General features: G+C 65.4%; 20 protein-coding genes. 12 read left to right on the forward strand and 8 right to left on the reverse strand.

Features of this window, described 5'->3' with window-relative positions; translation table 11 throughout:
* Window positions 1–50: 50 nt before the first annotated feature.
* The 6 genes from LFL96_RS06770 to LFL96_RS06795 all read right to left on the reverse strand — a co-directional run bounded on the left by LFL96_RS06770 (window position 51) and on the right by LFL96_RS06795 (window position 8,629).
* Window positions 51–1,526: an efflux transporter outer membrane subunit gene (locus LFL96_RS06770; RefSeq protein ID WP_280999425.1), complete on the reverse strand. Its 1,476-nt coding sequence runs from the start codon at window positions 1,524–1,526 to the stop codon at window positions 51–53.
* Entirely contained in the window at window positions 1,519–2,721 is a 1,203-nt protein-coding gene (locus LFL96_RS06775) for an efflux RND transporter periplasmic adaptor subunit (protein ID WP_280999426.1), read from the reverse strand. The genes LFL96_RS06770 and LFL96_RS06775 overlap by 8 nt, the downstream gene beginning before the upstream one ends.
* On the reverse strand, window positions 2,711–5,992 hold the full coding sequence (locus LFL96_RS06780; RefSeq protein ID WP_280999427.1) for an efflux RND transporter permease subunit: 3,282 nt from the start codon (window positions 5,990–5,992) through the stop codon (window positions 2,711–2,713). The genes LFL96_RS06775 and LFL96_RS06780 overlap by 11 nt, the downstream gene beginning before the upstream one ends.
* A 243-nt stretch (window positions 5,993–6,235) precedes the next feature.
* Window positions 6,236–6,910, reverse strand: coding sequence for a response regulator transcription factor (locus LFL96_RS06785; RefSeq protein ID WP_280999428.1), 675 nt, complete (start codon window positions 6,908–6,910; stop codon window positions 6,236–6,238).
* A 14-nt stretch (window positions 6,911–6,924) separates the two neighbouring features.
* Window positions 6,925–7,848, reverse strand: a complete 924-nt coding sequence (locus LFL96_RS06790; RefSeq protein ID WP_280999429.1) for a LysR family transcriptional regulator — start codon at window positions 7,846–7,848, stop codon at window positions 6,925–6,927.
* 403 nt (window positions 7,849–8,251) lie between these two features.
* Window positions 8,252–8,629 (reverse strand): hypothetical protein, encoded by a 378-nt coding sequence (locus tag LFL96_RS06795; RefSeq protein ID WP_280999430.1) that lies wholly within the window; start codon window positions 8,627–8,629, stop codon window positions 8,252–8,254.
* A gap of 645 nt (window positions 8,630–9,274) precedes the next feature.
* Between LFL96_RS06795 and LFL96_RS06800 the strand changes: the two genes are divergently transcribed.
* Entirely contained in the window at window positions 9,275–10,270 is a 996-nt protein-coding gene (locus LFL96_RS06800; protein ID WP_280999431.1) for a helix-turn-helix domain-containing protein, read from the forward strand.
* 40 nt (window positions 10,271–10,310) lie between these two features.
* Window positions 10,311–10,862, forward strand: coding sequence for a dTDP-4-dehydrorhamnose 3,5-epimerase (rfbC, locus tag LFL96_RS06805; protein ID WP_280999432.1), 552 nt, complete (start codon window positions 10,311–10,313; stop codon window positions 10,860–10,862).
* Window positions 10,863–11,010: 148 nt separating this feature from the next.
* Here rfbC and LFL96_RS06810 read toward each other — a convergent pair whose 3' ends face one another.
* Window positions 11,011–11,916, reverse strand: coding sequence for an EamA family transporter (locus LFL96_RS06810; RefSeq protein ID WP_281000596.1), 906 nt, complete (start codon window positions 11,914–11,916; stop codon window positions 11,011–11,013).
* A gap of 109 nt (window positions 11,917–12,025) precedes the next feature.
* On the opposite strand from LFL96_RS06810, the gene LFL96_RS06815 reads away from it, so the two are divergent.
* Entirely contained in the window at window positions 12,026–12,928 is a 903-nt protein-coding gene (locus LFL96_RS06815) for a LysR substrate-binding domain-containing protein (protein ID WP_280999433.1), read from the forward strand.
* 262 nt (window positions 12,929–13,190) lie between these two features.
* Here the strand turns inward: LFL96_RS06815 and LFL96_RS06820 are convergent, their stop codons facing one another.
* On the reverse strand, window positions 13,191–13,352 hold the full coding sequence (locus LFL96_RS06820) for a DUF1328 domain-containing protein (RefSeq protein WP_035551387.1): 162 nt from the start codon (window positions 13,350–13,352) through the stop codon (window positions 13,191–13,193).
* Between the two features lie 232 nt (window positions 13,353–13,584).
* Between LFL96_RS06820 and LFL96_RS06825 the strand changes: the two genes are divergently transcribed.
* The 9 genes from LFL96_RS06825 (at window position 13,585) to LFL96_RS06865 (ending at window position 21,923) form a co-directional block, all read left to right on the forward strand.
* Window positions 13,585–14,562 (forward strand): LysR family transcriptional regulator, encoded by a 978-nt coding sequence (locus tag LFL96_RS06825; protein WP_280999439.1) that lies wholly within the window; start codon window positions 13,585–13,587, stop codon window positions 14,560–14,562.
* Window positions 14,563–14,697: 135 nt separating this feature from the next.
* On the forward strand, window positions 14,698–16,206 hold the full coding sequence (locus LFL96_RS06830) for a 2-hydroxymuconic semialdehyde dehydrogenase (RefSeq protein WP_280999440.1): 1,509 nt from the start codon (window positions 14,698–14,700) through the stop codon (window positions 16,204–16,206).
* Entirely contained in the window at window positions 16,203–17,024 is an 822-nt protein-coding gene (locus LFL96_RS06835) for a fumarylacetoacetate hydrolase family protein (protein WP_280999443.1), read from the forward strand. Before LFL96_RS06830 ends, LFL96_RS06835 begins: the two co-directional genes overlap by 4 nt.
* Window positions 17,025–17,035: 11 nt before the next feature.
* Entirely contained in the window at window positions 17,036–17,986 is a 951-nt protein-coding gene (locus LFL96_RS06840; protein WP_280999445.1) for an acetaldehyde dehydrogenase (acetylating), read from the forward strand.
* A 61-nt stretch (window positions 17,987–18,047) separates the two neighbouring features.
* A complete protein-coding gene (gene dmpG / locus LFL96_RS06845) occupies window positions 18,048–19,088 on the forward strand; it encodes a 4-hydroxy-2-oxovalerate aldolase (protein WP_280999447.1) in 1,041 nt (346 codons plus the stop codon).
* Window positions 19,085–19,858, forward strand: coding sequence for a fumarylacetoacetate hydrolase family protein (locus tag LFL96_RS06850; protein WP_280999449.1), 774 nt, complete (start codon window positions 19,085–19,087; stop codon window positions 19,856–19,858). Before dmpG ends, LFL96_RS06850 begins: the two co-directional genes overlap by 4 nt.
* A complete protein-coding gene (locus LFL96_RS06855) occupies window positions 19,855–20,310 on the forward strand; it encodes a RidA family protein (protein WP_280999451.1) in 456 nt (151 codons plus the stop codon). Before LFL96_RS06850 ends, LFL96_RS06855 begins: the two co-directional genes overlap by 4 nt.
* Window positions 20,311–20,349: 39 nt before the next feature.
* Entirely contained in the window at window positions 20,350–20,874 is a 525-nt protein-coding gene (locus tag LFL96_RS06860; RefSeq protein ID WP_280999454.1) for a 3-hydroxyanthranilate 3,4-dioxygenase, read from the forward strand.
* Between the two features lie 26 nt (window positions 20,875–20,900).
* Window positions 20,901–21,923: an amidohydrolase family protein gene (locus tag LFL96_RS06865; protein ID WP_280999456.1), complete on the forward strand. Its 1,023-nt coding sequence runs from the start codon at window positions 20,901–20,903 to the stop codon at window positions 21,921–21,923.
* Window positions 21,924–22,004: the final 81 nt, after the last annotated feature.

A 22,004-nucleotide genomic window follows, 5' to 3' on the forward strand; every position in this document is an offset into this window, starting at 1 on the left:
GATCGATGTGCGAACGCGTACTTTAAGGAGCCGCTAATCCAGCCAGGCCATCAACCCGCGGAGGGGTGAGCGACCGAAGCGCCGGAAGCATTCGAAGCACTGGACGCGGCCGTGGCGGCGTCCGTCGACCAGCCGCCCCCCAATGCCTGGATCAACCCCACCGAGGCCAGCAACCGCCGCGTATTGAGGTTCAACGCATCGATCTGCGTGGTCAGCTCGGTGGTCTGCGAGGTCACCACGTCCAGATAGCTGACCACGCCGTCGCGATAACGCGACATCGACAGCGTCAGCGTGCGCTGCGCGGCAACCAGCGCGGCATTCTGCTGCGTGGCTTCGTCGCCGAGATGGTGCAGTTGCGCGAGATTGTCCTCGACCTGCTGGAACGCGAGCAGCACCGTCGCCTTGTACTTCGCGCCGTTCTCGGCGAGCTTGGCGCGCGCCTGCTGGGTCATCGCCTCGCGGCGTCCGCCGTCGAACAGCGTGAACACGAGGCTCGGGCCGACCGACCAGATTTCGTTCGGCGCCATCAGCCACGGCGACAACGTATCGCTTTGATAGCCGCCGTCGAGGCCCAGCGAGATATCCGGGAAGAACGCCGCCTTCGCGACGCCGATCTGCGCGTTCGCCTGCGCGACGCGCCGCTCGGCGGCGGCGATGTCGGGCCGCCGTTGCAGCAGCGCGGCCGGCACGCCGGCCGGAATGGACGGCAGATACGCCGCCGTGGTATCGGATGCGAGCGCGAAGTTCGACGCGGGTTGACCGGTGAGGCTCGCGATCGCGTGCTCGTAGAGTGCGCGGCGCGCGGCGATGTCGTCGGCGGAGGCGCGTGCGGTGTCGAGCTGCGTTTGCGCGCGCGACACGTCGAGTTCCGACGCGATGCCGCCCGCGTGACGGCTCAGCGTCAGCGTGAGCGCACGCTGATAGGTGGCGATGGTGTCGGCGAGCAACTGCTGCTGCGCATCGAGGCCGCGCAGATTGAAATACGCGCTGGCGAGGTTCGCCTGCAAGCTCAGCCGCACCGATTCGAGATCCGCCTCGCTGGCCTGCGCGGCCGCGCTGCCGGCCGCCACCTCGTTGCGGACCTTGCCCCACAGATCGAGGTCGTAACTGATGCCGACATCGACGTTATTGGTGCCGTACACCGAAGGCTGACCCGCGCCGCGCAGCGGCCGGTTGTCCGACTGCCGCTGACGTTCGACCGAAGCCTCGGCGCCGATGGTCGGGAACAGACCCGAGCGGGCCTGCGCGACATACGCGGTGGCTTCGTCGTGACGCGCGACGGCCGCGGCGACGTTCGGATTGGCCGCCGCGACCTGCTGTTCGAGCCGGTCGAGCACGGGGTCGCGATACACCTGCCACCACGCGTCGCGCGGCGCGCGATCGGCGGGGCGCGCGAGTTGCCATGCGCCGCCTTCCTTGAAGGTGGTCGGAATCGCGGTGGGCGGCGCGTGATAGACCGGCGCGAACGAGCAGCCGCTCATCAGCAGCGCGGCGGCCACCGCCACGCAGAGTCGGCGTTTATCCATGGGCGCTCTCCGCCGCGCGGTGTTCGGCCAGCGCGGTGCCGGGCGTGCCTTGCAGGCGCACTTCGTCGCCCGAGGACAGCGAGTCCGGCGGATTGTCGATCACGCGGTCGTCCGGGTTCAGACCGGAGGCGATCTCGACGTGCGTGCCGAGATCGGTCGCGATCGACACGGGCTTCAGCACCGCGCGGTTGTCCTTGCCGACCACGGCGACCTGCAAGCCGCTTTGCCGGAAGATCAGCGAACTCGCCGGAATCGACAACGCGTGCGCGTTGGTCGGCAAATCGAAGTGCACCTCGGTGTACTCGCCGGGGATCAGCAGGCCGTCCTTGTTGTCGACCGCGAGCTGCACGAGCAGCGTGCCGGACGACGGCGTGATCGCATCGTCGGTATCGACCAGCTTCGCGCTGAACTTCATGCCGGGACGCTCCGGCACGGTCAGCGTCGCATTCATGCCGGGCTGGATCGCCGCCGCTTCATCCTGCGGCACGCTGACGTAGACACGCAACTGCCGCGCGTCCGAGACCGAGAACAGTTCCGGTCCGTTGCCGCCGCCGGCGTTGATCAGCGCGCCGATGTCCGTGGTGCGCGCGGTGACCACGCCGTCGAACGGCGCGGTGATGCGCTTGAACGATTCGAGCGCTTCGAGTCGGCCGACATTCGCCTGCGCGGCCGCGACGGTCGCCTGCTTGGCGACGAGGTCGCTGGTCTTCTCGTCGGCATCCTGCTGCGAGACGGAGTCCTGCTTCAGCATCGCCGTCCAGCGATGCGCGGTGGACGCCGCGAGTTTTTCGTTGGCGACCGCATTCTGCAGATCCGCGCGCGCCTGCTGCAACTGCTGATCGAGATCGGGCGTATCGATCACGCCGAGCAGCTGGCCGGCCTTCACGTGCGTGCCGATATCGGCGTACCACGCATGCAGATAGCCGGACACGCGCGCATAGATCGGCGCGTTGACGAACGCCGACAGATGGCCGGGCAGCACCAGCTTCTGCGCATCGAGGTCGTGTTTGGGCGTGTACGCCACGACCGTCGGCACCGCCTGCTGCGCGGACCAGGTGGTCAACTCCTGCCTTGCGTGCACGCGGCTCGCGATGCCGCTCGCCACGATGCCCGCCGCGACCAGCAACGCGACGATGCCGGCCAGCTTCAGATGACGCAGGCGTTTGGGCGAATTGATCTCGATCTCAGTGGACATGTTGGACTCCGGATTCGGAAGAAGAGTGGTCGTGCGAGTTGTCGTGGTCGTGCGAATGGCCGTGACCGTGCTCCGCGTCGTGCGGCGCGCCGTCGCGCCGGTGCACCAGGCTGAACACCACCGGCACGAACAGCAGCGTCGCGAAGGTCGCGCAGAGCAGGCCACCGATCACCGCGCGGCCGAGCGGCGCGTTCTGTTCGCCGCCGTCGCCGAGACCGAGCGCCATCGGCGCCATGCCGATGATCATCGCGAGCGCGGTCATCAGCACCGGGCGAAAGCGCGTGAAGCCGGCTTCCATCGCCGCGACCAGCGCATTGCCGTTGGCGGCGAGCCGTTCGCGCGCGAAGCTCACCACCAGAATGCTGTTGGCGGTCGCCACGCCCATGCAGAGAATCGCACCGGTCAACGCGGGCACGGAGAGCGGCGTGTGCGTGGTGAACAGCATCCACACGATGCCGGCCAGCGCCGCGGGCAGCGCGCTGACGATCACGAACGCATCGCTCCACGAATGGAAGTTGACGACGATCAGCAGGAAGATCAGCAGGATCGCGCCGAGCAGACCGAGCGACAGACCCGTGAACGCGCTGTTCATGGTCTGCACCTGGCCGCGCAGCGTGACGACCGACCCTTTCGGCACGTCCTTCGCGGTGGCGTGCACGATGGTCTGGATCTTCGCGGCCACCGCGCCCAGATCCTGGCCCTGCGTGGTCGCGTACACGTCGTACAGCGGTTCGATGTTGTAGTGCGAGACCACCGAATCGCCGACGCCGCGCGTGATCGTCGCGATGCCGCCGAGAATCTGCGCGTCGCCGCTCTTGCCGGTGACCGGCAGGTTGCTGAGATTCGACAGCGAGGTCATCCGGTATTGCGGCGTCTGCGCGACGATCGGATACGACACGCCGTTCTTCGGATTGAGCCAGTAGGTCGGCGACACCTGGCTCGTGCCGGACAGGCTGGCCACCACGGAATTGGTGACGTCCTGCTCGGTGATGCCGAGCTGATCCGCACGCGAACGGTCCACGGATACGGTGAATTGCGGATACGTGGAAGCCTGCTGGATGCGCGTATCGGCAATGCCCGGAATCATGCGCATGCGTCGCATCACCTCGTTCGCGTAGCGATGGTTGGCCGCCTGGTTCGGCCCGGCCACCTGCAGATCGATCGGTGCAGGCGCGCCGAAGTTCAGGATCTGGCTAACGATGTCGGCCGGCAGGAACGCGAACGAGGTGCCCGGAAATTCGCGCGGCAGCGTTTCGCGCAGCGTGCGCACGTAATCGGCGGTCGGCTGGTGGTTCTCGTTCAGCGAGATCAGAATGTCGCCGTCCTGCGGACCCGCGGTGCCGCTGTTGTTATAGGTCAGGTTGATGCCGCTGTTCGGCAGGCCGATGTTGTCGACGATACTGCGCAACTGGTCCGGGGGCACCGCGCGGCGCACCGCGTTTTCGATCTGGTCGAACTGCGCGGCGGTGTCCTCGATCCGCGTGCCGATCGGCGCGCGCACATGAATCGCGATTTCACCCGAGTCGATGTTGGGGAAGAAGTTGCGGCCGAGCCACGGCACAAGCAGGAACGACGCGCCGACCACGATCAGGAAGCCCGTCACGAAGCGCTTGCGATGCGTGAGCGCCATCCCGAGCACGATCCGGTAGACCCCGCGCACGCGTTCGAAACGGTGCTCGAAGCCGCGCTGGAACCGCACCAGCGGATTGCGCGACGGCGGCGCACGATGGTGGCCGCCGTGCGGGTCCATCGCCGCGGCGAGTTCGCCGGATGCGTGGCCGCCCGAGGCGTGCGGGCGCAGCAGATACTGCGCCATCATCGGCACGAAGGTGCGCGACAGCACGAACGACGCGATCATCGCGAAGATCACCGCCTCGGCCATCGGCACGAACAGGAAACGCGCGATGCCGTCGAGCAGCAGCATCGGCACGAACACGATGCAGATGCACAGCAGCGACACGAAGGCCGGCGCGACGATCTGCGCGGCGCCGTCGAGGATCGCGCTTCGCACGTCCTTGCCTTGCTCCAGGTGCCAGTTGATGTTCTCGATCGTGACGGTCGCGTCGTCGACCAGAATCCCGACCGCGAGCGCGAGGCCGCCTAGCGTCATCACGTTGAGCGTTTCGCCCATCGCCGCGAGGCCGGCGATCGCCGCGAGCACCGCGAGCGGAATGGAAGCCGCGATGATGAGCGTCGAGCGCCAGCTGCCGAGGAACAGCAGGATCATCAGCGAGGTGAGCGCGGCCGCGATGATGCCTTCGCGCGCCACGCCGCTCACCGCGCCCTTCACGAAGGTCGATTGATCGCCCATCGTGACGAGCTTGAGCCCCGGCGGCAAGGTCGCCTCGATGCGCGGCAGTTTCGCCTTCACGCCGGCGATGATGTCGAGCGTCGACGCCGAGCCGTTCTTCAGGATGCTCATCAGCACCGCGCGGTGACCGTCCACGCGCACCACGTTGCCTTGCGGCGGATAGCCGTCGCGGACGTGGGCGACGTCGCGAATATAGATGGTTGCGCCGTCCACCGTCTTGATCGGCAGATTATTCAGTTCGTCGAGCGCGAGCGGGCTGTTGTTCAGCTTGATGTTGTATTCGAAGCGGCCGATCTTCTCGGTGCCTGCCGGAATGATCTGGTTCTGCTGCGCGAGCGCGGTGGCCACATCGTTCGCCGACAGCTTCTTCGCCTGCAACGCCTGCGGGTCCAGGTCGATCTGCACTTCGCGCGTCTTGCCGCCGTACGGCGTCGGAATCGCGACGCCCGGCACGCTCAGCAATTGCGGGCGGATGAAGTTTGTCGCGTAGTCGGCGAGCTTCTGTTCGTCGAGCGTGTTGCTGGTCAGCGCCAGTTGCAGCACCGGCACGGTGGACGCGTTGTAGTTCAGGATCTGCGGCGGCGTGGTGCCGGGCGGCATCTGCTTGAGCACCGTCTGCGAGACCGAGGTGACCTGCGCGGTGGCGGTGCGGATATCCACGGTCGGCTGGAAGAAGATCTTCACGATGCCGTAACCGCGGAACGACTGCGACTCGATGTGCGCGATGTCGTTGACGGTGGTGCCGAGCGTGCGCTCGTAGTAGGTGACGATCCGACCGGACATGTCGTCCGGTTGCAGACCCGCGTAGTTCCAGACCACGCTGATCACCGGAATGCGGATGTCGGGAAAGATATCCGTCGGCGTGCGCAGCGCGCTCAGCGGGCCGATCAACAGGATCAGCAACGCGAGCACGATGAACGTGTAGGGCCGGGTTAATGCCAACCGGACTATTTTTAACATCGAAGGCTGCTCCGTTCAGAGGCGCGATTGAATCTGCGCGGGCGTGTGTCAAGTGGGGATCGCCCTTATCGCGCGACCCGGTACCGGCATTCTGGAGAGCGGGGCCTAACAGGCGCGGACTATTCAAATGAAACTAGTTTTAGGAAGCGGCGGCGGCTCTTCCTCATGCGATACGTGCGCGCGAATACGGCTTTAGCGCTGCATGCAGCGCTAAAGTCCGTCGCTCGAAACAGCGGGAACGTGTCAGCCGAACAGATAGCCCGAGCCGCGTATCGTGCGGATCAGCGGCCGTTCGCCGGGCATCTCGACTTTCTTGCGCAAGCGGCCGACGTGCACGTCGATCAGGTTCGTCCCCGGATCGAAACGGCAACCCCACACGGCCTCGAAAATCATCGTGCGTGTGAGCACCTGGCCGGTGTGACGCATCATGAATTCGAGCACGCGGAATTCGGTCGGCTGCAGATCGAGTTCGCGTTGCCGGTGCATCACCTTGCGGCGTACGAGGTCGAGTTCGAGCGCGCCGCTGCGCAGCAGGGTTTCGGCTTTCGCGTGACGCGGGCGGCGCCGCAGCAACACTTCGATGCGCGCGAACATCTCCTCGGGCGAGAAGGGCTTGGTCAGATAGTCGTCGCCGCCCGCGCGCAGACCTTGAATGCGCTGATCCACGTCGGACATCGCGCTCATCACCAGCACCGGCGTTTCCATGCCGACGCCGCGCATCGTCGCGACGATGGTGAGGCCGTCGAGATCGGGCAGCATGCGATCGAGCGTGACGACGTCGTAGTCGCCCGCCATCACTTTCGCCATGCCTTCGCGGCCGGTGCGCGCGACCTCGACGGAGAAGCCGCTGGCGCTGAGCGTGCGCACGATGTCGTCGGCAATCAATTGATCGTCTTCGATCGTCAGGATTCTGGGCATGATGCGCGCCCGCGTCAGGCCACGGCGCGCAACGCGACCTGACGATCCGGCGCGCGATACTGGGCGACCGCGAAATCGATGAAGCTGCGCACGCGCATCGACAGATAGTTGCGGCCGGAATAGAGAATCGAGATCTGTCGCGGACCGCCGTTGATCTCGAACTGTTCGAGCACCGGCACAAGCGCGCCGCGCGCGAGATCGTCGGCGATGATCGGCTGCGGCAGCAGTGCGATACCCATGTGGCTCAACGCGGCCACGCGCACCATCGCGCTGCTGGTCGCGGTAAGCGCGCTGCCGGTGTTCACGCGATATACGCCGTCGGCGTCGCTGAATTCCCACGCGCGCGACGTGCCGTCGGACACCGTCAGCAGGCCGTGACGGTTCAGCGCGGACGGATCGCGCGGCGTGCCGTTGCGCGCCAGATAAGTGGGGGACGCCACCGTGATTTCGTCGACGCTCGTCAGCGTGCGGCTTACCAGGGTGGAGTTGGTCAGGCGCCGGTCGTCGGAGAAACACACGTCGAAGCCGCCTTCCACCAGATCGATATGCGTGTCGAACGTCGTGACGTCGAAGTCCACGCGCGGATGCAGCACGCGGTATGCGGCGAGCAATGCGCCGAGGCCGGCGCTCGCGAAGGTCATGGGCGTGGCGATACGCAGCGTGCCTTGCGGATCGCGCGTGGTCTCCAGCAGATTCGATTCCATCTCGTCGAGCTTTTCGATGATCGCGCGGCAACCGTCGAGGTATTCGCGGCCCACGTCGGTCAGCGACAGACTGCGCGTGGTGCGGTTCAACAGACGCATGTTCAGATGCGCTTCCAGCGTGCCGACGCTGCGCGTGACCGCTGCCGCGGACATGCCTAGCTGACGGGCCGCGAGATTGAAGCTGGCGAGATCGACTACGCGGGTGAAGACACGCATCGCTTGTAGCTGGTTCATGTTGGAACAGTAGAGAAGGGCGATGGGATGCATCATCGGCGATCGCGAGTAAAACCGGACAGCTAGGTGGATTAAGTCTTTTTTAATTTTATGAAATGTTCATGAAGCGAGGCTGACGTCTAGCTGTCGGCCATCTCGCAAAATATACGGATGACTAAATGAGTGGGCAAAAAAAGAGCGCGGACGGAGCCGCGCTACGGAAAGAGACTTGAATGAAAGTAGCCGCTGCCACGCGGCTGGGCCGAAGTATAGGCGGGATGCGCGGCGTGTGGAGCGTGGATTCTGAAACGCTGTGCTGCGTGAGTTGCAACAAGCTATGCAACGAGCTGTGCGACAAGCTGTGCAACGAGCGGTGCAACAAACGTCGCGACGAACGCGGCACGATGCGCGTCGTGGCGTGTCGTCAGTTCAGCATGCCGTGCTGCACGTCGAGCGATGCTTCCAGATGCCGGGACAACGCGTGATGCATCTGCGCGAGACTTTCGACGGGCAAGGCGAAACCGGCCCACCCGAGTCCCGAATGACGCAGGAACAGCATCGCGCCGTCGTGCAGCGGATGCTTCTCGGTGTGCCAGCATGGATCGACTTCGATCACATATTGATGCGTGCGCACCGGTGTCTTGGGCACTTCGGGGCGCATCATCGCGCGCAGTGCGCTGAGGTGTTCGATCACGGCGTCCAGATCGGACGCGTCGAGCAGAACGGCGCGGCCCTCGATGTCGATACGAACCGCGTTGTGTCCGTACTCGTTGACCTTCTCGATGTTCATGGGGCGTGTCATGGCGATGCTCCTTGCGGCTGTCACGGTCCGCGGATTATGGCGCCGCGTTCCTTAGACGAGTCTTAAAGTGCACGATCAGCGGATGAAACTTTGTTTAAGGAGCCGCACGAGCGTGCGCATTTCGCGAGGTGCAAGCGCCTGACCCCGTGGCGGATAAATGCTTTATCGCGCGCTTAAGTCAGACGTAATACAACTTCGATGTTTCAGAATAGAAACGTTTTTAATCGTGCCAGAAAATCCCGCCGAAATGCGTCGCCAGATAATCGAGGAAATTAACGGGGATGAATCGGCGAACGAATGGAAAACTTCCCGCTTTGCGAATAAAAAAGGCCATTGAAACTCATTATTTGCGAAGTCCGGTGTTCAGGTTTGAAACGTTTTTGAACGCGCTGTGAGGCCGTAAGCGCCGTGAGGTGGAGCTTCGCGTTTCATATGAAACGCCGGATAAGATTTATCTTCATACATGGCCTTTTTCGATGAAGATTTGTTTTTCAAATTTACTATAGCGAAGCATTCCGCTAACATCACGATTAATCCGTTAAGCGGCGTTATCGGCGGTTTCTTTCTTTTAATAACATGGGTTGCCGGTGTGAGGGGCTAGCGGAGCGGCGGGGTCGACAATGCACGACAGTTTGAGGAAGAATCATGCCGCACATGCATCTGGATTCTGCGAGGATCACCTGGTTACAGTCGCCTGCCTTGAATGTGCGCACCGCGGCGCGGCGAATTGGCGTATTGCTGTTCGACGGGTTCTGGCTGTTAGGGCCTGGCACCGTGATCGAAATGTTCCAGACCGCCAATGAACTGTCGGGTTCGCCCGCTGGCGAGGAACCACCTTACGAAGTGCAATTTTTGTCGATGGACGGCGGCAGCGTCGCCAGTTCATCGTCGGTGCGCATCTGGACCGACCGGATCGACACGCGTTACGGCAACGGCTTCGACGTGCTGTTCATCGCCGGTGGTCAGGGCGCGCAGGCCGCCGCGCGCGACGAGCGTTTGCTGAACTGGCTGCGTTCCGTGCAATCGCGCACCCGGACCATCGAAACGATCGGCGAGGGCCGTCTGGTGCTGGACGCGGTGCGGCCCAGCGAGTCCGACACGCCGCCGCTGAATGGTCTCGCGCACGGCGCAGTGTCGGACCGTGCATTCGGCAACGCGAACGACCGCAATGACTGCGCACGCAGCGCGCTGATGTTCATCAAACGCGATCTGGGCGCGGAACTCGCGCGCAGTGTCGCCGATCGCGTGATGCCGGGCATGGCGGCAACCTGGGTGCCGCTGCCCGCGGAGGGCGGCACGCTCAGCGTCGCCGAGAAGATCCGTGCGGCCGCGCGCTGGATGGAGGCGAACTGCGATCGTCCAGTATCGGTTGCCGACGCCGCGCAGGTCGCCGCGATGAGCGAGCGCAATTTTCTGCGGCGCTTCAAGCATGAGATGCAACTCACGCCGTCCGACTATCTGTTACAGGTGCGGTTACGGATTGCCTGCAACTTCCTGACCGAAACCGAATTGCCGGTGGACAAGATCGCCCGCCGCAGCGGCACCGGTAATGGCGATCGTCTCGCGAAGATCTTTCGAAAACGGATGGCGCTGTCGCCCACCGAGTATCGCGCGCGCAGCCGGGTAACGAGTGAGGCTTAGCGGCGAAGGTTAGCGCAGGTTTTTTACGAGTACAGCGGTAATGGGCAACAAGGTCATCGCGACGGCATTGCCGGAGGTGAAACTCATCGAGCCCGAGGTGTTCTGCGACGAGTTCGGGTTCTGCTTCGAAAGCTTCAGCGCGGACGAGTTCAGCGAAGAGGTCGCGCAGGATTTCACGTTCTTGCAGGACCGGCATCTGCGGGCGGTGCGCGGCGTGTTGCGCGGCCTGCACTATCAGGTGCAGCGTCCGCAGGGTCGTCTGATGCGGGTGGTGGTCGGCGAGGTGTTCGACGTCGCCGTCGACGTGCGCCTCAATTCGCCGAGCTTCGGCAAATGGACCGGCGCCTATCTGAGCGCGGCGAATCATCGGCAGATGTGGGTGCCGCCCGGGTTCGCGCATGGCTTCGTGGTGCTCTCGCCGGCGGCCGAATGCCTGTGGAAGACGACCGAGTACTGGTTTCCCGAACTCGAACGCTGCATGCTGTGGAACGATCCGGACATCGGCATCGAATGGCCGATCGATTTTCAGCCGACCCTGGGCGTCAAGGATGCGGCCGGGCGGCGGCTTTACGAAGCGGAGAATATTGCGTGAGGGGTGCTTGAGCGGTGCGGTGCGAGTGCTCGGCTTCGACGCGCGTTTCGCGCCTCAGTGGCAGCCCAGAGGTAGCGCAGCGCCGGATTCGCGGCCGGAATCGACACTCGCTTCGACACCGCTTCAACGCTGCTTTCCAACACTCACCCTATCGCGCGGCCACCACCGCGCCGACACTCGCCGTAACGACCAGCAGCGTTCCCGCGATCTGCAACACCCCCATCGGTTGATGCAGCACCACGAAACCGGCAAGCGCGCCGATCGCCGGCTCGACACTCATCAGTATCCCGAACGACGCCGCCGGCATGTGCCGCAACGCCACCATTTCGAGCGCATACGGCAACAGCGGCACCAGCAACGCGAGCCCCGCGGTGGCGGCGATCTGCGCGACCGCGGGATGCCCGGCACTTTGCGCGAGGCCGAACGGCGCGGCGATCAACGCGGCGGCGAGCAGGGACACCGAGAGTCCTTCGAGTCCCGCGAACAGCGCGCCGGTCTTTTTCATCAACACGATATAGCTGCCCCAGCCGAGCGCCGCGTCGCACGCGAGCAGCACGCCGAGCGGTTCGCCGATCCAGCCGCCGCGATCGCGCGACAGCAGCAACACGCCCGCGATGGCCAGCGCCGGCCACAGCAACGCACGCGCACGGCGCACCGCGAAGGTGGCCACCGCGAGCGGCCCGAGAAAGTCGATCGCGACGGCCAGCCCCAATGGAATCCGCTGCAGGGCCGCGAAGAAACACAGCGTCATGCCCGCCATCGCCGCGCCCAGCGCACCGGCGGCGAACCAGTGCGCGCGTGAATACCGCGTGAGACGCGGGCGCACCAGCACGAGCAGCACGATCGCCGCCCAGCTCAGGCGCAGCCATGTGGTACTCAGCGAGCCGTAGCGCGCCATGGTCGGCGCGGAGAGCGCGGCGCCGAACTGCACGCTCGACATCGACAGCACGCACAGCAGCACGGCCCACGGCGAGCCGGCGGGTTTCAGCGCGGCGGGCGAGGGATGAGCGGGCTGAGCAGCGCTCAGCGCGGGTTCGAGAGTGGTGTCCTGCATGGTCATGAGGTTGCGTCGTCGCGCTCGTTCGGGTGGCTGAACGCTATCTTATCGGCGCGCCGGGTATTAAGATAACTTGATAATTCTTATGGCCACTTCAGGAAATCTGATGACCCGCGATCTCGACAGCAGTCTGCTGCGCGCCTTCGTCACCGTGGCGGAGACCGGCGCGGTGGGCGTGGCGGCGGCGCGCCTTTCCCGCACGCAGGCGGCGGTCAGCATGCAACTGCGCCGTCTCGAGGAGGAGCTGGGCGTGCGCTTGCTCGACCGCTCGCCGCGCGGCGTGCAACTCACCGAGGCCGGGCATCTGTTGCTGCCGTACGCGCACACCATCCTCGGTGCGGGCGCCGACGCGCGGCGCGCATTGAGCGCGGGTCTGGTGTCCGGCACCGTGCGACTCGGGCTGCTCGAAGATATCGCGGTGGGGCGTTTGCCGCGAGCGTTGCAGCGGTTTTCGAGCGCGAATCCGCAGGTCGCGCTGGAGATCGTGGTCGACAGCAGCGAAGTGTTATCGACGCGACTCGCGGAGGGCGCGCTCGATGTCGTGGTCGGCGATCCCGCGCTCGTCGACGCGACGCCGCTGCTCACGTGGACCCAGCCGCTCTTCTGGGTCGGCGCGCGCGGCTTCGTGCGCGATGCGCGGATGCCGTTGCCGGTGGTCGCGTTCGGTGGTGCGTGTCTATGGCAGCAACTCGTGCTGACGGCGTTGCGCCGCGCGGAGATCGCGTGGCGGATCGTGTGCACGAGCACCAGTTTGCCGGCGGTGCAATCGGCGGTGGAGGCGGGGCTGGGCGTATCGGTGCTGCTCGACGGCAATATCCGCGCGGAGTCGATGCGCGTGCTCGGTCAGGCCGATGGTTTGCCTGAGGCGCCTACCGCGGACTTCGGTCTCTTCATGCGCGAGGTGCCGGGCGCGCACGCGGCGGCCGTGCGGACACTGCTGACGTTTTTACGCGAGGAGTGGCATCTCGGTCAGCGCGACAGCGAGCCGATGCTCGCGGCGGCGAGTTAGGGAAGGGACATCGAATCGGGAAGGCTCCACGAACCGCGGGAGCCGATGCAGGAAAAAAAGCAGCAAAAAAAGCAGCAAAAAAACTGCACAAGAAAAAACCGCATAAGAAAACCCCGCCGCGGCCAGCAACTATTGCAATGAATCGTGGCAACTATTGCAACGCGCATTGCAACGAGCCGCTGCCCGCGGCGGGGCCTCGCGCATCCGCATCGGCGACATCAACCTCGCATCGCCGTTGCGAACGCGGACGCAAGCGCCGCCTTCAGCGCCGCATCACGCCCATCAGCAAGGTGACGAGGAAGATCACCACGAAGATGAAGAACAGCACCTTGGCGATTTCCGTCGCGCCGGCGGCAATGCCGCCGAAACCGAATACCGCGGCGATGATCGCGATGATGAAGAAGATGACAGCGTATCGAAGCATGGGGCCTCCCACCGATGGATTGCTGGATTGAAGAACGGCGACGCGTCGCGAGCACGGAGAGTCCGGTTGTGCTTTGACGCTTGTGTGCCGGCGTGCGGAGTCGAGCAATAGGTGTGCCCAGCAGGTGCGCCCCACCGGTGCGCCGGCGCCGATCGCCAGGGAGTGGCCCGGATCGGCCTGCCTGCCGCGTGCTGTTACCATCGCGAATCGTCGATTTCCGCACTCCTTCGCCATGCAATCCAATCCGCTCAGCGAGATCTCCCTGATCCGCAAGCTGAAGCTCAATCAGCTCATGATCTTCGAACGCGTGCTGGAGACCCGTTCGGTCGTGCGCGCGGCCAACGAAATGCGTCTGACGCAACCGGCCGTGACCAAGGTCATTCACGAACTCGAATCCTGCTTCGACGGCGCGTTGTTCGCGCGCTCGAATCGCGGCGTGGTGCCCACCGATCTCGGCCTGCTGCTCGGGCGGCGTGTCAAGTCGCTGATGGCCGAGCTGCGCTATATGACCGACGAGCTGAACGATTTCCGCCTCGGCACCAGCGGCCATGTGATCGTCGGCACGCTGATCTCGGCGTCGGCGCGGCTGTTGCCCACGGCCATCGCGATGCTCAAGGCGCGCACGCCGAACGTGCTGGTGACGGTGCGCGAGGGCACCACCGCCCATCTGTTCCCGGCGCTCGCCACCGGCGATCTGGACATCGTGGTCGGTCGTCTGCCGGAGCGCGAACTGCCGATCGCCAGCGCGTTTCCGCTGACGCACGAGGCGCTGTTCGACGAGTCGCTGTGCGCGGTGGTCGGCAAGGGCTACGGCCCGGCGCCGGCGGGCGTCACGCATCTGTCGGAGCTGGTCGGCTCGCCATGGATTCTGCCGACGCCCGATTCGCCCGCGCGCCTCTCGGCGGAGCATCTGTTTCGCGCGGCCGGTCTGCCGCTGCCTACCGATATCGTCGAGTCGTTGTCGCTGCTCACGAATATCGGCTTGCTGCTCGACACGCCGCGCATCGCGCTGATGCCGCGCGCCGCGGCGCAGCAATTCGAGGATGCGGGTCTGCTGCGGATTCTCGATCTGCCGGAAACCGGCTCATTCGGCACGGTCGGTTTTTCGGTGCGCACGCACAAGGAGCAGAGCGCCGCGTGCCAGGCTTTCGTCGCGTGCCTGCGCGAGGCGGTCAGCGTGGCCGCGCCGGCCGTCGATACCCCGCTGTAAGGGCCGCCGGCAGCGTATCCGGCGGCCCGTTTCTGGTATTCCCCTTTAGCATACCCACCGTCCAATCTTTGATTACCGCCGCGCGCGGCCCCGACCGTAGACTCCTGCCCATACTTCAATCGAGCAGGAGACGTCGTGACCTTCATCCCGGCCGCCGCGCAGCGCGCTCAATCCTCATCTTCCGCGGTTCCGCTGCTGCGCCATTACGTCGATGGCGAATTCATCGCCAGCGCCGCCACCTTCGCTAACATCAGCCCGGTCGACGGCCGCGAACTCGCGCAGGTGTGCGAGGCCGACGCCGCCACCGTCGACGCCGCCGTGCGTGCCGCGGTGGCCGCGCAGCGCGCCGGCTGGCGCGACACCACGCCGGCGCAGCGCGCCGACTGGCTGCACAGGATCGCCGACGGCATTCAGGCGCGTTTCGACGAATTCGTCGCCGCCGAAGTCGCGGACACCGGCCGCCCGCTCGAGCAGGCGCGCAAGCTCGACATCGCGCGCGGCATCGCCAACTTCCGCACTTTCGCGGACCTGATCCGCACGGCCAACAGCGAGTTCTTCGAAACCCACGCGGCGGACGGCAGCGAGCTGATCAACTACGTGACGCGCAAACCGCTCGGCGTGGTCGGCATCATCTCGCCGTGGAATCTGCCGCTGCTGTTGTTCACGTGGAAAGTCGCCCCGGCGCTCGCGATGGGCAACTGCGTGGTCGCCAAGCCTTCCGAGGAAACGCCGGGCTCGGCGACGCTGCTCGCCGAGGTCATGCACGACATCGGTCTGCCGCGCGGCGTGTTCAATCTGATCCACGGTCACGGGCCGAATGCGGCGGGCGAATTCCTGACGCGTCATCCGAAGATCGACGCCATCACGTTCACCGGCGAATCGCGCACCGGCAGCACGATCATGAAGACCGTCGCCGACGGCGTGAAGGGAATCTCCTTCGAACTCGGCGGCAAGAACGCGGCCGTGGTGTTCGCCGACGCGGACTTCGACGAGGCGGTCGCCGGCGTGCTGAAGTCGAGCTTCACGAACGCGGGCCAGGTGTGTCTGTGCAGCGAGCGCGTGTATGTCGAGCGGCCGATCTTCGAGCGCTTCGTCGCGGCGCTGAAGGAGAAGACCGAGGCGCTGCGCGTCGGCGCGCCGGACGATCCCGCTACCACGATGGGGCCGCTGATCTCGCGCGGCCATCGCGAGAAGGTGCTGTCGTATTTCCGTCTCGCGGTCGAAGAAGGCGCCACGGTCGTCACGGGCGGTCAGGCGCCGCAATTCGGCGATGCGCGCGACCACGGCGCGTTCGTGCTGCCGACCATCTGGACCGGTCTTGCCGACGACGCCCGCTGCGTGAAGGAAGAAATCTTCGGACCGGTGTGCCACATCGCGCCGTTCGATAGCGAAGACGAAGTGATCGAGCGCGTGAACGACAGCGCGTACGGTCTTGCGGCCAGCATCTGGACCACGCATCTCGCGCGCGGTCATCGCGTGGCGCGGCGGATCGAAACCGGCATCGTGTGGGTCAACGCGTGGTTCGTGCGCGATCTGCGTACGCCGTTCGGCGGCACCAAGCTGTCGGGGATCGGCCGCGAGGGCGGGCGTCATTCGCTCGACTTCTATTCGGAACTGACCAACGTTTGCGTGAGGATCGCATGACCACCGTCGACCTGAAAGCCGCGCTCGAGATCGCGACGGCGCTGTGGCAGGCACAGCAGAGCGGCGTGCCGGTCGCGCCGGTGCGCGGCGCGATCGAGGCGCTCGGCGGCGATCCGCTGGAAGCGGCGTACGCGGTGCAGCGCCTGAACACCGAGCGCAAGCTCGCGAGCGGGCGGCGTCTCGTGGGCCGCAAGATCGGCCTGACCTCGAAGGCGGTGCAGACGCAACTCGGCGTCGCTCAACCGGACTTCGGCATGTTGTTCGACGATATGTCGATCGCCGACGGCGAAGAGATCGACATGTCGCGCACGCAGCAGCCGAAGGTGGAGGCGGAGATCGCGCTGGTGCTCGGCCGCGATCTGCCGCACGAGCGTCATACGATAGCCGACCTGATCGGCGCGACGGCCTACGCGTTGCCCGCGATCGAGATTGTCGGCAGCCGCGTCGCCAACTGGGATATCCGGTTGACGGATACGGTGGCCGACAACGCATCGAGCGGCCTGTTCGTACTCGGCAACCGCCCCGTCAAACTCGACGCGTTCGACGCGATCCAGTGCGGGATGGTGATGGAACGGCGCGGCGACCAGGTGAGCGTCGGCGTCGGCGCGGCCTGTCTCGGCAATCCGCTGTACGCGGCGGTGTGGCTCGCCAACACGATGACGCGCGTCGGCGCGCCGCTACAAGCCGGCGACATCGTGCTGACCGGCGCGCTCGGTCCCATGGCGGCCGTCAATGCAGGCGACGTGTTCACCGCCCATATCGAAGGACTCGGCTCCGTGAGCGCGAGTTTCGCCCACCATTCCAACGCGCAGTCGTGACCGGAAACGCCATGCTCGATCAAACTCAACAGGACAAACAGGCCGTCGCCATCATCGGCTCCGGCAATATCGGCACCGATCTGATGATCAAGGTGCTGCGCCACGCGAAGCATCTGAAGATGGGCGCGATGGTCGGCATCGACCCGGCCTCGGACGGCCTCGCGCGCGCCGAGCGGCTCGGCGTGCCGACCACCGCGAACGGCATCGACGGTCTGGTCGCGCTGCCGGATTTCGGCGACATCCGCATCGCGTTCGATGCCACCTCGGCCGGCGCGCATCACCGGCACGCGGCGGTATTGCGCGAGCACGGCGTCACCGTGATCGATCTGACGCCGGCCGCGATCGGACCGTTCGTGGTGCCGGTGGTCAACCTGTTCGCGCATCTCGATGCGCCGAACCTGAACATGGTGACCTGCGGCGGCCAGGCGACGATTCCGATCGTGCATGCGGTGTCGCGCGTCGCGCCGGTGCGCTATGCGGAAATCGTCGCATCGATCGCGAGCCGTTCGGCCGGCCCCGGCACGCGCGCCAATATCGACGAGTTCACCGAGACCACTTCGAAGGCGATCGAAACGGTGGGCGGCGCCGCGCGCGGCAAGGCGATCATCGTGATGAATCCGGCCGAGCCGCCGCTGATCATGCGCGACACCGTGTACTGCCTGACCGACGAAAACGCCGATACCGACGAGATCGAAAGCTCGATCCACGCGATGGTGGCGGCGGTCGCGAGCTACGTGCCGGGCTATCGCCTGAAGCAGGCCGTGCAGTTCGACCGCTACACGGCGGCGAATCCGCTTGCGCTGCACGCGAACGAGCGCCGCGCGGGACTGAAGGTCAGCGTGTTTCTCGAAGTGGAAGGCGCCGCGCATTACCTGCCTTCGTATGCGGGGAACCTGGACATCATGACGTCGGCGGCGTTGGCCGCGGCCGAACAGATCGCGGCCAGCCGCGTCGCGGCGTAGCGACGCCCGGCGTAGCGACGCCGGGCGTCGCTACGCAAACAAGGACATGAGGACGAAGGCAATGAGCGATAGCAACAAGAAAATCTACGTGTCGGACGTGACGCTGCGCGACGGCATGCACGCAATCCGCCATCAGTATTCGCTGGACCATGCACGCGCCATCGCGCGGGCGCTCGACGAAGCGGGCGTGGACAGCATCGAGGTCGCGCACGGCGACGGTCTGTCGGGGTCGAGCTTCAACTACGGTTTCGGCGCGCACACCGATCTCGAATGGATCGAGGCGGTGGCCGCGACCGTGCAGCGCGCGAAGGTCGCCACGCTGCTGTTGCCCGGCATCGGCACCGTGCACGATCTGCGCGCGGCGTACGACGCCGGCGCGCGCGTGGTGCGGATCGCCACGCACTGCACCGAGGCGGATATTTCGAAGCAGCATATCGAGTACGCGCGCTCGCTCGGCATGGACACTGTCGGCTTCCTGATGATGTCGCATATGACCACGCCCGACGCGCTCGCGAAACAGGCGAAGCTGATGGAGAACTACGGCGCGCAGTGCGTGTACGTGGTCGATTCGGGCGGCGCGCTGAACATGCGCGACGTCGCCGAGCGTTTCGACGCGTTCAAGGCGGTGCTCGATCCCGCCACGCAGACCGGCATGCACGCGCACCACAATCTGTCGCTCGGCGTGGCGAATTCGATCGTCGCGCTCGAACGTGGTTGCGACCGCATCGATGCGTCGTTGACCGGCATGGGCGCGGGCGCCGGCAATGCGCCGCTCGAAGTGTTCATCGCCGCGGTGGACCGCATGAAGCTGAATCACGGCTGCGACGTGAAGAAGCTGATCGACGCCGCCGAGGACATCGTGCGTCCGTTGCAGGAGCGGCCGGTGCGGGTGGACCGCGAGACGCTGGCGCTGGGTTACGCGGGCGTGTATTCGAGCTTCCTGCGCCACACGGAAGCGGCGGCCGCCAAATATGGCCTGTCGGCGTTCGAGATCATGGTCGAACTGGGCAAGCGGCGCATGGTGGGCGGCCAGGAAGACATGATCGTCGACGTCGCGCTGGATCTGCTGAAGGCACGCGAGCTCGCGCAGGAGGCCGCATGATTTCGCTGGACGCACTCGCCGAGCGCATCGACGACGCCGCGCGCCACGCGGACCCGATCGCGCAACTCACCACCGGCACGCCGTTTTCGCTCGACGACGCGTACGCGATTCAACGCGCGTCGATCGAACGGCGCATTCATCGCGGCGAGAGCATGGTCGGCGTGAAGCTCGGCTTCACGAGCCGCGCGAAGATGATCCAGATGGGCGTGGATAGCCTGATCTGGGGCTGGCTCACCGACGCGATGCTCGACGAAGACGGCGGCCGCGTTGCGCTCGACCGCTTCATCCACCCGCGCGTGGAACCCGAGGTCTGCTTTCTGACGAGCCGCGAGATCGACCGGCCGCTGACGCTGCTCGAAGCGTCGCGCTATCTGGAAGCCGCCGCGCCCGCGATGGAAATCATCGATTCGCGCTACCGCGACTTCAAGTTCACGCTGGAAGACGTGGTGGCCGACAACTGTTCGTCGGCGGGGCTCGTGGTCGGTCCGTGGAGCCGCCGTTTCGACGGCTTGCGCAATGCGGGCGTGACCATGCGGATCGACGGCCGCGTCGTGCAGGCCGGCTCCACCGCCGCGATTCTCGGCGATCCGTTGCGCTCGGTCGTGCAGGCGTCGCGGCTGATTTCACAGAGCGGCCTCGTGCTGCCCGCCGGTTCGCTGATCATGGCGGGCGCCGCGACCGCCGCTCATCCGTTGCCGCGCGACGCGCACGTGCATTGCGTGGTCAACGGCCTCGGCAGCACTGAATTCACTACCCATCGACTGTCATGAACAACGCACAAAAAACTGAACTGAAAGGCGAAGCCGCGGTGCAGGGGCGCGTCGTGCCCGGCAAGGCGAAACCGCGCGGCCGCTTTCCGCACGTGACGCGGGCCGGCGACTTCCTGTTCGTGTCCGGCACCAGCTCGCGCCGTCCCGACAATACGATCGCGGGCGCCAGCGCCGACGAACTCGGCACCGTGCAACTCGATATCCGCGAGCAGACGCGCGTGGTGATCGAGAACATTCGCGATATTCTTCAGAGCGAAGGCGCGGATCTGTCGAACCTCGTCGAGATCTCGTCGTTCCTCGTCAACATGAACGACTTCGGCGGCTACAACGCCGTGTACGGCGAGTACTTCGACGAAACCGGCCCGACCCGCACCACGGTCGCCGTGCATCAATTGCCGCATCCGCATCTGTTGATCGAGATGAAGGCGGTTGCGTACGCACCGAAACGCTAGGCCCGCCCCGCGCGCACAAAAACCAGATTAGAGACAGCCATGCTCACGTACGGCAAACCGTTCAATTTCCAACGCTGGATCGACGATCACGCCCATCTGCTGAAGCCGCCCGTCGGCAACCAGCAGGTCTGGCAGGACAGCGACTTCATCGTCACGGTGGTGGGTGGACCGAATCACCGCACCGATTATCACGACGATCCGCTGGAGGAGTTCTTCTATCAGATGCGCGGCAACGCGTATCTGAATCTGTGGGTCGACGGCAAACCCGAGCGCGTCGATCTGAAGGAAGGGGACGTGTTTCTGTTGCCGCCGCACGTGCGCCATTCGCCGCAGCGTCCGGAGGCGGGCAGCGTGTGCCTCGTGATCGAGCGGCAACGTCCGGCGGGCGTGCTGGACGGCTTCGAATGGTATTGCGATCACTGCGGCGGGCTCGTGCATCGCGTCGAGGTGCAGTTGAAGAGCATCGTCAACGATCTGCCGCCGCTGTTCAACGCGTTCTACGCGTCCGAGGAACAGCGCCGCTGCGCGCATTGCGGTCATGTCCATCCCGGCAAGGCCGCCTGACTCAATCGATACCCGACAGAATCACGATGACACTTCGAATCGACATGCATTCCCACTTCTTTCCGCCGATCACGCGGGAAGAGGCCGCGCGCCTGGACGCGGACAACGCGCCGTGGCTGAAGATCGACGCGGACGGCGAACGCGGCATGATCATGACCGGCGAGAAGAGTTTTCGCCCGGTGTATCGCGCGCTGTGGGACCCGGCGCTGCGGATCGCCGAAATGGACGCGCTCGGCGTCGACATCCAGTTGATGTGCGCGACGCCGGTGATGTTCGGCTATCGCCATGACGCGGCCGCCGCGCACGCCTGGGCCGAGCGGATGAACGACCGCGCGCTCGAACTCTGCGCGTACGCGCCGCAACGGTTGATGGCGCTCGCCCAGGTGCCCTTGCAGGACGTCGATCTGGCGTGCCGCGAAGCGAGCCGTGCGCATCGCGCCGGGCATCGCGGCGTGCAGATAGGCAACCACCTCGGCCCGCGCGATCTCGACGACGAACATCTCGTGACCTTCCTCACGCACTGCGCGAACGACGGTATTCCGGTGCTGGTGCATCCGTGGGACATGATGACCGACGGCCGCATGAAGAAGTGGATGCTGCCGTGGCTCGTCGCGATGCCGGCGGAAACTCAACTGAGCATGGTGTCGCTGATTCTCTCGGGCGCATTCGAGCGGATTCCGACAACGCTCAAGCTGTGTTTCGCGCATGGCGGCGGCAGCTTCGCGTTCCTGCTCGGCCGCGTGCAGAACGCGTGGGAACAGCGCGATATCGTGCGCGAGGATTGCCCGCATCCGCCAGTGTCGTATCTGGACCGCTTTCACGTGGATAGCGCGGTGTTCGACGAAGGCGCGCTGCGTCTGCTGGTCGACACGATGGGCGAGGACCACGTGCTGCTCGGCTCCGACTATCCGTTCCCGCTCGGCGAGCAGAAGATCGGCGATCTCGTCGCGCGGCATCCGCGGTTGAGCGAGACCGCGAAGACGAAGATTCTCGGCGCGAATGCGCAGCGGTTCTTCGATCTGCCGGTCAGTGTCGCGAGCGCGGTCTGAAGCACAGACCAGAGCGCGAACTGAAGCGCGGCCTAAACCGTTTCAGGCAAGGCGGCGCGTCGCGTCTGCTTTGCCTCAATC

Origin of the sequence: Paraburkholderia sp. D15, from assembly GCF_029910215.1 — a bacterium.
GTDB lineage: Bacteria > Pseudomonadota > Gammaproteobacteria > Burkholderiales > Burkholderiaceae > Paraburkholderia.